The organism is Microbulbifer sp. TB1203 (assembly GCF_030997045.1).
Lineage (GTDB): Bacteria > Pseudomonadota > Gammaproteobacteria > Pseudomonadales > Cellvibrionaceae > Microbulbifer.
The window spans coordinates 3,300,465-3,313,257 of the sequence record NZ_CP116899.1; the positions used below are offsets into that span (position 1 = coordinate 3,300,465).

At 57.5% G+C, this 12,793-nt stretch carries 7 protein-coding genes; 5 read left to right on the forward strand and 2 right to left on the reverse strand.

Annotation, left to right across the window (positions count from 1 at the left end):
- Positions 1-341: 341 nt before the first annotated feature.
- The gene (locus PP263_RS13830) at positions 342-2,321 is read right to left on the reverse strand and encodes a ShlB/FhaC/HecB family hemolysin secretion/activation protein (RefSeq protein ID WP_308364146.1); all 1,980 of its coding nucleotides are present in this window, start codon (positions 2,319-2,321) and stop codon (positions 342-344) included.
- An 83-nt stretch (positions 2,322-2,404) separates the two neighbouring features.
- A complete protein-coding gene (locus tag PP263_RS13835) occupies positions 2,405-4,969 on the reverse strand; it encodes a protein kinase (RefSeq protein ID WP_308364148.1) in 2,565 nt (854 codons plus the stop codon).
- 643 nt (positions 4,970-5,612) lie between these two features.
- On the opposite strand from PP263_RS13835, the gene PP263_RS13840 reads away from it, so the two are divergent.
- The 5 genes from PP263_RS13840 to PP263_RS13860 all read left to right on the forward strand — a co-directional run bounded on the left by PP263_RS13840 (position 5,613) and on the right by PP263_RS13860 (position 12,765).
- The gene (locus tag PP263_RS13840) at positions 5,613-6,101 is read left to right on the forward strand and encodes a type VI secretion system tube protein Hcp (RefSeq protein WP_308364149.1); all 489 of its coding nucleotides are present in this window, start codon (positions 5,613-5,615) and stop codon (positions 6,099-6,101) included.
- 120 nt (positions 6,102-6,221) lie between these two features.
- A complete protein-coding gene (locus PP263_RS13845) occupies positions 6,222-11,138 on the forward strand; it encodes an RHS repeat-associated core domain-containing protein (protein WP_308364151.1) in 4,917 nt (1,638 codons plus the stop codon).
- A complete protein-coding gene (locus PP263_RS13850; protein WP_308364152.1) occupies positions 11,135-11,584 on the forward strand; it encodes a hypothetical protein in 450 nt (149 codons plus the stop codon). Before PP263_RS13845 ends, PP263_RS13850 begins: the two co-directional genes overlap by 4 nt.
- A 45-nt stretch (positions 11,585-11,629) precedes the next feature.
- On the forward strand, positions 11,630-11,935 hold the full coding sequence (locus tag PP263_RS13855) for a hypothetical protein (protein ID WP_308364154.1): 306 nt from the start codon (positions 11,630-11,632) through the stop codon (positions 11,933-11,935).
- Between the two features lie 146 nt (positions 11,936-12,081).
- Positions 12,082-12,765 (forward strand): DUF1266 domain-containing protein, encoded by a 684-nt coding sequence (locus PP263_RS13860; protein ID WP_308364155.1) that lies wholly within the window; start codon positions 12,082-12,084, stop codon positions 12,763-12,765.
- Positions 12,766-12,793 lie beyond the last annotated feature (28 nt).

The following is a 12,793-nucleotide window of genomic DNA, read 5'->3' on the forward strand; positions in this document are numbered from 1 at the left end:
TGCTTGAGTTACTGGAGCTGCCGGAACTGCTGCCTCCGCCACCGCAGGCGGCAAGCAGTAGGCTCAGTGTGAATACCGCGAGTTTGCTGTTGTGGTTCGTGGTCATAATTAATCCTTGCCTCAGATTTTCTTTAATTCGAATGTTCTAAAATTCTTTGCTGGATGGCCTAAACCTCTTCCATTTGATGGGCACGCTCCGCTTTGCCCATCCTACGAAGTATCCATCGGTATAGAAGTCTGCTTGCAAGCGGATATTTTTGAGGCTGTTACGACCTCAATTCGCCTGCAAGCAGGCTCCTACAGAAAGCGTTCGCGTCAGCCGGTTTCCGTTTGCCCTTCGGTTAAAAGGAGAAAGACATATCCGCATAAATTGTCGGCTTATCTGCATCGTCTCCGGTGCCTTCAATGGAAGACTTGGAGGTGGTGGGCCAGGCGACGGAGATCTGGCTGGCGAAGGATTCGCGCCAGCTGAATTTGAACAGCATGCCGGCGCCGCCGAAGGCGGCCCAATCGCTGGGAATCTCTTCGCCGAGTTCGTCCTCTTCGTAGTTGTTGACCACACCGTAGCCGCCGTCTGCAATCAGAGCGAACTGGAAGATGTCGTTCAGGCGCTCGCCGAAAACACGCGGGTTCAGGACGTTGGGCAGGTCGAAGTACCACTCGGCGGAGAGAAGGCCGGCCTGGTCGGCGGAGAAGTCGCGCACGTCGAAAGCCCGCACGCCGTTGGCACCGCCGAGGGTGAACTGTTCGAAACCGGGCAGGCTGGCGTCGCTGTACTGCCAGCGGCTCTTCAGGATGAGGCGCGACTTGGCTTCGGTAAACGGGACGGGCAGGAAAAACAGGGAACTGGTGTCCACGGCAACTTTGGTAAAGTCTCCACCGCGCAACTCGTCCACTTCGTTCTGGAATTCACCGTACTGTATTTTGGTATTGAGGACGTTGAGCATCGGTACGGCGCCGCTGGAGAGGCCGTCGATATAGAAGCCCAGTTCGCTGCCGTATACGTGGTCTCCCGGTTCGGGCAGTTCAATAATGGCGTCGAGATCCGATTTTTTGTCGGTGAGGCTGAAGGAGCCGGTGAGATTGAAGCCCCGGGAGCGGCGGAACTTGTGGTCTACGGTCATCGCGTAGCTTTCGTTGGTTCCTTCGATTTCCAGCAGATTGACGACGTTGTTGTCGTTGTCCAGGTCGCGCAGTTTGAACTGGTTGTAGTCCGCGGAGAACTGCAGACGGGTTCGCGGGCCGAACAGGGGCAGGCTGTAGCGGATCTGGCCGAGGTCGGAGCCGTAGTCCGAGTCCATATTGTCGACGTTGTTGGATTTGAGGTAACCGATGGTCAGGGCGTCGCCGATGCCGGTGGGGTTCAGCCATTCCAGGGAACTGTAGGAGCGCAGGTCGCCGGTAAAGATGGAGCCGTGGTTGTCCAGGCGGGTCACCATTTTCCAGGTGCTTTCGTCCCGCGCCTTTAAGTTGAGGCGGGTTTCACCGGGATTGTCGCCGGGGCTGAAGTAGCCGGTGATATTGAGGGCCGGCAGGTCGTTGAGGAGGTAGAGTCCCTCTTCGATATCTTCGTGGTTGACCAGTTTGCCGCGATGGTTTTCAAAGGGAGCGGCCAGCTGTTCCAAGGAGTAGTTGTTATTGCCTTCGGCGGCGATCTGGCCTAGCAGGCCCTCCTGCACGACAAGGGTGACCACGCCGTTTTGCACTTCCTGTGCGGGTAGCTGCACCTGGGCGAGGAAGAGCCCCTGTTTGCGGTAGAAGCGAGTGAGCTCCGCGGCGATTTCCTCCAGGTCGCCGTAGCTGAGGCCGCGCTGGGCATTCTGCTGATCGATGATATTGCTGAGGCGGCGCAGTTCTGCGGGGCCCAGGTCTTCGGATTCGTAGCGCAGGTTCATGCCGTCGAGCGTGAGGGCGAGCTCTTCCAGTTCATCGGCGGTGTAGCCGCTGGCGAGGAGCTGGTCTTCCTTCATGAATTTTATCCGCAGCCCTTCGGCGAGCTGCTCCACGACCTCTTTGGTGATACCGAACTCCGGGTATTCCTTCAGGCGATGAAAGCGGAATTCCTTTACTGTGATGCGCGGGCCGCGGTTGCGCTGGGAGACTTGAGGGATTTCGGTATTGAGGTTGGGGTCTTCGCTGCGGGTGCGATGCTCGAAGTCGCGGATGACGTCCTGCTCGTTGATGGTGGGCGCGTCCTGGTCGAAGGCGGCACGGACGCGGCTGCGAAAGCTGGAGTCCCCTTCCTGGGCGTTGAGATAAGGCGCGACCAGCAGCAGGCTGGCACCGGCGACGGCCAGTCGGGTTTTACCACGGGTATTCATACTCCCCCCTACAAATCCTTGTCACTATTTTTAAGCGCCCGCGGTCTGCTTTTGATTTTGAGCGCAGTATTGGCGTTTTGGAATCACTCGAAATTGCGAACGATACGGAACCCGGTGAGCCCGTCGGCCTCGCCGCTGTGGAAGCGTTTGGTGGTGACCAGGCAGCGGCTCATGGCGTCATCGCGGCTGCCGCCGGCGGCCATCAATTTGCCCTCGGGGCCAAATACCCACTCCTGCACGTTGCCCACGGCGTTGACGATGCCGAAGGCGTTGCCGGTGCCCGCTCTGGCGGCCAACAGTTCAGTACCCTTCTCAATGCCCCCGTACTTGAGGTAGCAGTTGCGGTCTGCGGCCTCGGTTTCTCCGTTGCCGCTGGCGGCGGCAAACCATTCCCGCTCGCTGGGCAGGCGGTAGTCATAGCCGGTCTGGGCGCTGAGCCAGTCGAGGTACTCTTCCGCCTGAGCAACGGAAACGTTATTGACGGGCAGTGTGTCCGGGCCGAGCTTTAGGCCCTCGCAGTGGCTGGTGGCGCTGCAGAAGCGCTTGAACTCCGCGTTGCTGATTTCGTATTTGCTCACCACAAGTGCTTTGCGGGTATCGCCATTGACGACGACCATGGTGGGGCCTTTGCTGCCGTCTTCGAGGCGGTCGGCGCAGGTGTAGCGGTCGCCCCGGCCACCGCTGCCCGGTTGCAGGTGGCCGCAGTAGTCCAGCTTGAAATCCTGCAACAACTGTTGCTCCGGCAGCAGCGCTCGGGCGTCTTGCAGCAGGGGCGCGGTGCGCAAGGGGTCTTCCGCGGCAAGGCCTTGGATGCAGCCATTCAGCTCTTCAGCCAGTACCGGGCGGATTTTCAGGGCCTTGGCGGCGTCCAACTGGGCAAGCGCAGTGAGCTGCGGGGAAACGCCGCCGATATTCATATCGAAGCGGCAACGCAGGGAGTCTTCCATTTCACCGAGGATGGCGTTGAGCTGCCGTTGTTTTTCCTGTTCCGCGCGGCGGCGCTCTTCTGCCAGTTCCTGCTGGCGCAGGCGTTCGGCTTCGCGCTCGGCGGCAAGGCGCTCGGCTTCGAGACGCGCACGCAGTTCTTCGCGCTCCTGCTCCAACTGGGATTTGATTGCGGCGGTTTCGCCGGATTCGCCGTACCAGTTGGCGGCGCTGGTAAGCATGGCGTCCGCCTGGTCCAGGTTGCCGAGGTTGAGCTGGCCGGTGGCGGCGGCGACGAAGAGTTCGTAGACCTGCTGGCGTGAGGTGTCGAGGTAGTTCTCATCCTCGGGATTCAGTTGCGCGTATTCATCCAGCTCTACCTGGAGATCTTCTTCCCAGGATGGAGTGAGAGTACTGAGATCGATCAGGCGGCCGATAGTCTGGCGCTTGTCGGCGATCCTCCGCTCTTTCAGCTCTTTCTGCAGCTTCTGCTCCAGCTCGATTTTTACCCGCTGCTGCTCGGCGACGTTTTCCCTTTCCAGTTGATTGTAGGCAACGCCGGCCCCCACCAGCAGAGCGGCAAACGCGCCGCCCAAAAGCCATTTCCAGGTGTTGTTGACGAAGAACCTCTGGACAAACTCTTCCACCGTGGCAGTGCGGTCCCGACGTTTGAGGGCCAGCGCGGATTCCAGCGCGCGCCACTGGCGGCGGTTCAGCCCTCTGATCCGTTCCGGTTTCAGCCTCTGCTCCCAGGCTTTGTCCGCGGGCGTCTTATCGAATGGATGACGGCCGGAAAACAACTCGTAGGCAACGCAGCCCAGCGCGTAGACATCGTCACTGGGTGCGGGCTCTCCGCCCTGCAGCATTTCCATGCTGGCGTAGGCCGGGGTCAGGGCTCCCAGGGTGCTGGCATCGAAGAGGGTTTTCTCGCCGACCTTGCTGGCGATACTGCCTTCCGAAACCGCGCGGGCGATGCCGAAGTCGAATACCTTCGCACCCTTCTTCTCGGTTACGAAAATATTACCCGGCTTGAAGTCCGAGTGGACGATACTGTGGGAGTGTGCGTAGATCAGGGCCTGGGAGATATCTTTCAGAACGCTGCAGGCGAGCTCGAACTCCAAGCCCACACCAGCGTGCTCGCGCAACAACTTGTCGAGCGGCGCCCCCTCCAGGAACTCCATGGTCATGAAGACCCGCTCACCCTCGCGGTCGAAATCGTAGACCGTTACGATGTTCGGGTGCGCCAGGGTCTGCGATTTGCGCGCTTCGCGCTGCAATGAGATGAAGGCGTCGGGGTGCTGGCGGAAATCGTCGTTCAGCAGCTTGATGGCGACGTAGGGCTCGCTGTCACTGGCCTCCACTTTCCGCCGGTCCAGTGCCTTGTACACCGCTCCCATGCCGCCGACCCCGAGCAGCTTGTCCAGCTCGAAGCGCCCCTTGATAACCGTCTTGGTAACGGCACCGACTCGGGAGGAGGAGGGCTCGAAGAATACGGCTTCACGAGCCGGCGAGGCTATTCGCGTGGCATCCGAGTCCCTGGAATCCGGCTTCAATACGGTAGCGTCAGCGGTGAAATCCGCAGCGGCGGAGGGAATAAGGCCGGGATTGCTCCCCACCGGCGGGTGATCGTTAGCCCCGGTGTTGTCGCGGCCGACAAATACTGTCGTATCGCCGTCATCGCGCGCCTTGTCAACCGGCTTGGCTATACGAGTCTTGTCGTTCAAATCCACCTCCATGGAAAATGTCTACAGCACGTCCGGATGCCATAGCTAGCCTGTGAAAGTTCTGGTATCTGACTAAATCTAAAGAAGGAACTGCAGAAGTAGCGGCGGATTATACCGGACGGGGGTCACAGCAACAATGATACCTATCACAAATTACATCCGGACCAGGATGGTGCCAAGTCAGCCTTGATGGGCACGCTGCGCTTTGCCCATCCTACAGGGCCCGGATTTTCCACTTGCCCTCCTTTTCCGGACTTTTCGGTCCAGCCAAAGCCTGCGCGCAGCCGGGTCAAAATTTTTTCACAGAAATTCGGTCCCGAGTGGGGAGCTTGCCCGGACATAGCCTGAGCCCCCTCACCATCACCGCACCAACAGCACACTCAAGCAACGATGCGGCCCCCAAAAACAGTGCCAGAGTGAATTTTGCCGGAGGTGACATAACTGCTGCCGGCAAACAAGCTTCGCCAGCTTATGAATTCGTGCCAGAGTCAATTAAATTATTGAAAAACATGGTTTTTTTTTGCAGATCACTCTGATTAAATGCTTCCAGTTGCCGTTACGGCAAGCCCTTAACTACTGCGTTTCGCGGTGGTAAAGGAATCACCACCCATGTCACGGACCACATAACCACGAGGGATTTTCCATGGCTATTTACATGAACTTCAACAACAACGCGCCGAAAGGTAACGTAACTGCCAAAGGTTACGAGGACTGGATCGAAGTGGACAGCTTCAACTTTGGTGTCGGCCGCGGCATCAGCATGGAAGCCGGCGCTATGGCGAACCGCGAGGCTTCCCGCCCGAGCATCAGCGAAATTACCGTAACCAAGCGCATCGATGCGGCTTCCGGCGGTCTGTTCAAGGCTTCTGTTTCCGGCGACGAAGGCGTCAAGGCTGAGATCCACGTAGTACAGACCGGAGCCAACTCCGTAGAGAAGTACGCGGTTTACGCTCTGGAGGACTGCATCATCTCTTCCTACAGCATCAGCGCCTCTGCAGGTGGTGCTCCGCAGGAGTCTCTCTCTCTGAGCTTCTCCAAGATCGAAGCGGACCTCAACCACGCAGACAAAACCAACAAAAACCCGAAAAATATGCGCGTGGGTTACGATCTCACTACCGCTACCGTGCTGTAAGCAGCTTTTTCGGTTCTCACCGCAGGGGCCGAGTGCCTGCAGCCAAAAGCTGCGGGGGCTGCGGCCCCTCGGTGCTTCTTTCGCTCAAGGAATACACTGCAGGGTTTTCAGGGACTAGCCATGTTTTTGGATGTTGAAAACAGACAGGGCGTTCGCTACCGCGTAAGGGAAGGATGGTATCAGCCGCCGTTCCTTTCACAGGCTTTTGCACAGAGCAATGTCGACCTTCAACTACTCTTGAGCTTTGACGAAGCGGTAATCGAGCAAATTTACGATAGATTCCTTCGCTTCGAACAACGGCTTCCCGATCCCACAGGCCTGCATTATCGCAACGGGCATGAAGACCACCACCCGTTGGACCCCTATGCGGGTGCGCCGGCCGGCGTCACCGGCCAACGCAGGGATATCTACCGCGCCCTGGCCGATCAGCGCCTGATCATCGAGGAAAATCCCCTCGGTGATGACCAGTTGGCGGAAGAGCAATCCGCACTGGCAGCCCAGATTCGCAGGGGCCTGCAGCAGATCGTCGCCGAAGAGCGGGCCGAGGCGGTCCGCATCCAGGAAATGCATGAACAGCGCAATGCACTGGAAAAAGCGGGCGCTTACATAAAGCGCTACGCCACCGGCTTCGGCCAGGCGGCCTGGGGCTTGGGGGTCTGGGTCAAGGACGTGCTCGAAGTGGCAGCCGTGATCAGCCCCGCCCGTCAGGCATTCGCCGCCACTAACGCCGCGGTCGACTATATCTACCACGACAAACCCCTGGAGGAATCCGGCCGGGAGTATCTGGCCGACGTCAAAAGGGAAGTGGTCGATGTGCTGGGATTCGATCCCACCTCGATCACAGCGGAACAACTGCGCCAGGCTTTCGAAGTTGCCGAACTGATTTACGATGATCCCGATCTGCGCAGCGCTATCACCCGATTTGCCAGGGACTACGTCAGCGCCCAACACAGCCTGGAAGTAACCGAATTCACCGGCGGCGGTGTGTTTGAAATCGTGCTTACCATTGTATTGGCGGCGGTGACCGGCGGCGCCGGCGCCGTGGCAGCCCTAGCCAAAAATGCGCGCCTGATCGCCCGCTTCGAACGCATCGGAAAACTGATGATGCGCTTCGCTCGGCTCAAGAAGCAGCGCCTGAGGCGGATGAGAACCCGGGGCGCCAGCTTCTCCGACCTGGAATCCGTCGACGCCCCCGCCCCCCAAGCGGCGACCCCGCAGCCGGCGCGCCAATCGAACGCTGCGGATTCCGGCAACGCCGGAAAGGGCGACGGCGCTGCCGACAACAATAGTCGCGCGGACAACACCAGCGAGCCAAACAACAGCAACGAGCCAGATAACACCAACAGCGAGACCGGGCAAAACCGGAACGGCGACAGCACCCAGAACAACGAAACGGCCCTGGAAGGCGGCGAGCCCATCAACCTGAAAACCGGCGAGGAGCGCCTCACCCTGGTGGACGCGGTGCTGGACGGCCCCCTGCCCTTCACCCTGGCGCGCACCTACCGCAGCAGCAACCCGAAAGACTTCGGCATGGGTTGCGGCTGGACGCATACCCTCGGCGAGCGCCTGGAATGGCGCGGCAAAGGCAAGCCGCTGCACTTCCACGACGCCGAGGGCCGGATCATTGCCCTCCCCGCTCCGGGCGCCAGCGGCCGCAGCCACAATGTGGCGGAAAAGCTCAGTCTCACCCGCGTCGATGACGATCACTGGATAATCGCCCCCTACGGCGCGCCGAATGGTGTGCAGAAACACTTCAAACCCGCCGGTGCATTTGCAGACTATTTCTCCCTGGCGGAGATCCGCGACGGCTACGGCAACTTTCATCGTTTCCACTATGTCGACGAACGCCTGATCTGCGTCGAGAGCAGCCTCGGCGAAGCCCTGCACATCAGCCAGCCCCAGGGCAACGCAAATCGTAGCCGCATCGGCGAACTAAAGAAGGAAACCCGCGACGGCCGCATCACGGCCCTCGCCAGCTACCAGTACAGCGACGAAGGCGACCTGATCCAGGCCACCGATGCCGACGGCCACAGCGAGCGCTACCAGTATCACCGCCACGTTATCAAACAACGTACCCTCAAGAGCGGCTACAACTTCTATTTCGAGTGGGACGCCGAGGGCCCCGGCGCCCGCTGCCTGCGCCAATGGGGCGACCCCATCGACGGCCAGCCCACCTATAGCTACCAGTTCGACTGGGACGACGATCGCAAGGGTGTCACCGTCACCGACACCCGTGGCGGCCGGGAGCGCTACCGCTTCAACGACCGCGCCCTGCCCATCTATTACAGGGATGCGGAGGGTGCCGAAACCCTCTACAGCTACAACACCCTCGGCCAGCTGACCAAAGTCCAGTTGCCCAGCGAGGAGGGGCTCCCCCGCGAGGAACACTACGAATACGACTCCTACGGCCGCCTGATCCAAAAGACCGACGCCGCCGGCGGCGCGCACCGTATCGAATACAACGCCGAGGGCCTGCTGGCCAAAATCACCGATCCCGCCGGCCACTCATGGGAACGCCGCTACAACAAAAACGGCCAGGTTACCGAGAGCATCGACCCGCTCGGCAACGCGACAAAGTATGCCTACAACCCCATCGGCCTGGTGGGCAGCGTCACCGACCCTCTCGACAACACCATTCGCTATCTGTGGAATCCCCAGGGCAAGCTCAGTGCCATCCACGACGCCATGGGCCGCTCCCGGCACTACCGCTACGACAACGCCCAGCGCCTGGTGGAGATTCGACAAGGGGCACAACAGGGCTCGGAGCAAGGCGGACCGAGCCAGAGCACCCGCTACGAGTACGATAGCCAGGACCGTATCAGCGCGGTAATCGCGGCGGACGGCGCCCGCACCCAGTACCGCTACAATCCCCAGGGCCTGGTAGCGGAAATCATCGACCCCGAGGGCCGCAGCACTCGCTACGACTACGACGGCCTCAGCCAGGTATGTGCGCGCACCAACCCCGACGGCAGCCGCCTCGAATACCACTACGACGGCGAGCGCAACCTGACCGGCCTCACCAACGAAAAGGGCGAGCGCTACAAGCTCAAATACGACCTCAGCGAACGCCTCATCGAGGAGGTGGGCTTCGACGGCCGCACCACCCGCTACGCCTACAACCGCGCCGGCCACCTGATCGCCAGCCGCGCCGTCACCGATCTGGACACCGGCCGGGGCATTGACACCGCCTTCGAGCGCGACGCCTTTGGGCGGCTGCTGCGGGAAACCACCCCCGACGGCGTCACCGGCTTCCGCTACAACCGCGCCGGCCAATTGATCGAAGCGGAAAATGCCCACCGCAAACTGCGCTGGGAATACGACCCCTGTGGCCGCGTCACCACCGACTGGCAGGACCAGGCCAAAATCAGCCACCGCTACGACGCCGCGGGTAACCGCATCGCCAGCACCCTGCCGGACGGCGAAGAACTCAAGCTCGCCTACGATCCCACCGGCCGGTTCCAGAGCCTGCACCGCATAAACAACGGCACTGAACAACTGCTCGCCGCCATCGAACGCGACGACCAGGGCCGCGAGATCCAGAGACAGCACGGCAACGGCCTCGCCAGCGAACGGGACTACGACCCCCAGGGCCGCCTGCATAAAATGCGCTTTGGCAAAGCCACCGGCCCCGTGGAAAATCCGCTACACGAACGCAGTTACCACTACAACCGCAACGGCCAGATCAGCCAGATAGACGACAGCCTGCGCGGCAGCCGCCACTATCACTACGACGCCCTCGACCGCCTCACCCAGGTGGACGGCCCCAACCCGGAACACTTCGTCCACGACCCGGCGCACAACATCCTCGCCGCCGCCGGCAGCCCGGAAGAAGCCAGGCAACAGGCGGGAGAAACCAAAGTCAGCGGCAACCGCCTCGCCTTCCGCGGCGACACCCACTACCGCTACGACGTGCACGGCAACCGCATTGCCGCCCTGCGCGGGAAAGACAAAAAGCTGCAGACCCGCTACCACTATAACAGCCGACAGCAGTTGGTCAGGGTCGAACAGCTAAAGGTAAAAGAAGGCGGAGCGGAACAACTCCAGCGGGAAACCCACTACCAATACGACCCGCTGGGCCGGCGTGTCGTCAAAGCGGATAGCGAAAAGCGGGTAGAATTCCTGTGGGATGGCGATGTACTGCTGCGGGAAACCACCCGCGATGCCGACAGCGGCCAGGACCTCAAGACGCGCACCTACTACTTCGAGCCCGGCACCTTCAAGCCGATCGCGCTGAGCGAGGACGGCGAGGTCTATCACTACCATCTCGACCATCTGGGTACGCCGGATACACTGACCGACAGCGAAGGCGAAATTGCCTGGAGCGTCAGCTACAAAACCTATGGCAATGTAGCCATCAAGCACTGTAACAAGATCGAACAGCCGATTCGGTTTCAGGGGCAGTATTTCGATGAGGAGACTGGGCTGCATTACAATCGATTTAGGTATTATGATCCGGAGATTGGGCAGTTTGTCACACAGGACCCCATAAGATTACTAGGCGGGATCAATAATTATCAATATGCGCCCAATCCTTTAGGCTGGGTAGACCCATATGGCCTATCCAGCAAAGAAGGCTATGCCATTATTCATAAGAAAGGTTCTGGAGATCAGGTTCACTTTGGTATCGAAGTCGTCACTTCAGAGAAAACAATCTCGACAGAGCAACTTGGCGGATATGAGGGTACCAATAGAACTTTTCCGACAAAAACTCTCATTGATGTGCTTGACACAAATGAAATGAGCACTGATCCAAACTACGAGAAAATTAAAGTGCATCTACCGGACCCATTAGGCGCACAGAAACATCAAGAAGCTCTACTAAAAGACAGCAACCAAAAGCTTATTAACGCCGGCGGTGACCCTGATCGCTTAGACACCCCTCTTTACGACATTGAAAACCAAAGTTGCTTAACACATTGCTTCGACGTAATGAGAGCAGGAGGGAGAGCAGAAGCACCAACAGCAAGTCCTCCAGATCGAAGTACTGCTAGATACATGAGAAACCTTCGAAAAGAATCAAAAGAGCTTGGACAATGACTCAGAAGAACGAGAAAGAAAGCCTTGCAGAAGGAATAAGCAAGCTCAGGAAGATTACTCACAAAGATAGCTCTGTGAACGTTTGCAGGCATCTGGCAGACGAATCTTCCAAAAATCAAGAAGCTAGATATGTGGCGACTCAATTACTAGACGATAGTTATTTTTTGCTGTGGTGCTGCGAGAGCTGTGCCGAAAAATACCACGTCCCAAAGCCAGGAGTGCTAGTGGTTGACAATGACGCTCCCCTAGAGAGCCTAGTTATCACTCGCGACTCAACTGACAAAGATCAAAATCCGTATAAAAACCTCATAGATTCCTGTAAAGGATTCACTGCCAGGAAAGACTCTTTTTATGAAAAATTTAAAAGAGTAAACCAAGACCAGATTCTTAACAGTAAGTACAAAGTTGAATTCGGAAAGGAAATAATAGGGATTTCATCCGATTGACCGCCTCAAGAGCACAGGGTCACACATAAGAAGGCTGGTTTTTAGATGGCATACATGAAATGTAAGATTCATGGAGAAAATATTGCCAGCTTGGTTTCTGAAGGCGTTTTAGACTTTGTGTTAGGGAATAGCAAGGATTTAGAGTTAAATAAAATCCACTATAAAGATGAGCCTGGAAAGGACTATTATTTTTATGTTGATGAAGATTTTTTAAACTCCTTGCAGGAAAGCTTCGGCTCCAATATTCTCGAGACAATAAAGTCTGAGGAGACTGCTTTTGAAATATCCCTAGAGTTAAAGCCAGTTTGCCCGGCCTGTTTAAACGATAGAATATCTAAACATACGACATAATATAGGGGTCAGGCCTGCCCAAAAAATGCACAAATGGTAGCAGTGTTAGTAACCGTCTTAGATGACAAACCCAACTGTGGCACACGCAAAGAATACAAGGCTTACAACTCCGTTTCTGCACGAGATCAAAATTAAGGAAACGAAAAGTGAAATCGAAACTCAACAGTTTCAACCCGTACGATTACACCAACGAGCAACTCTGGTGTTTGGGGCTGTCCGCTATCAGCGTACAGGTAAATGGCCAGAGGCACGATATTCTTCGACACGACGATCCCGAGGCGTACCGTAAAATATTATCGGCCTGGTGGGACATCACCAACGCTCAAGAATATCGAGAAACAATAGATTGGCTGCGTGATGGTGGTGGGCGCAATGTCTTTAATCAGGACTGGGGATATTTTCTGACTTTACACCCGGAGAACATCTCCGGCTTGCTCGATAACCTACGAGACAAAGACCCGAAGCAGCATGCTCGCTTTAAAACCATACGTCATTATCGTGACGTTATCGATGGTTGTGGAATCGTCGCATGGGATATTGCACGCGCTACATTTTTGGCGCGCATGGCTTTAACGGCTGGCTATATCGAGGAAGATGAGGCTTGGCAGACAGTAATGGGCTACGGCGTAATAGCGCGCCGTGTGTTTGAAAACTGGTTTCAGTTTGCGCACAGCTTTCTGATTGGAAGGCAATACTCCATGAGCAACCTTGATGACGATACCGGAAGGAATTACCTTCGGGCAGCCCAGCATTTGCTGACTCATTCGGAAAGTCTGTGGGTTAGGTTCCCTGAATTCGAGAACCAAAATCGAGAACTGGTCAACCACTGACATTAATGATTGCCTTTGGCTACATGGA

Excerpts from the sequence above, each read along its gene's own strand:
- PP263_RS13840 (WP_308364149.1), top strand. The coding sequence starts at position 5,613 with ATGGCTATTTACATGAACTTCAACAACAACGCGCCGAAAGGTAACGTA.
- PP263_RS13850 (WP_308364152.1), top strand. The coding sequence starts at position 11,135 with ATGACTCAGAAGAACGAGAAAGAAAGCCTTGCAGAAGGAATAAGCAAG.
- PP263_RS13830 (WP_308364146.1), bottom strand. The coding sequence starts at position 2,321 with ATGAATACCCGTGGTAAAACCCGACTGGCCGTCGCCGGTGCCAGCCTG.
- PP263_RS13855 (WP_308364154.1), top strand. The coding sequence starts at position 11,630 with ATGGCATACATGAAATGTAAGATTCATGGAGAAAATATTGCCAGCTTG.
- PP263_RS13845 (WP_308364151.1), top strand. The coding sequence starts at position 6,222 with ATGTTTTTGGATGTTGAAAACAGACAGGGCGTTCGCTACCGCGTAAGG.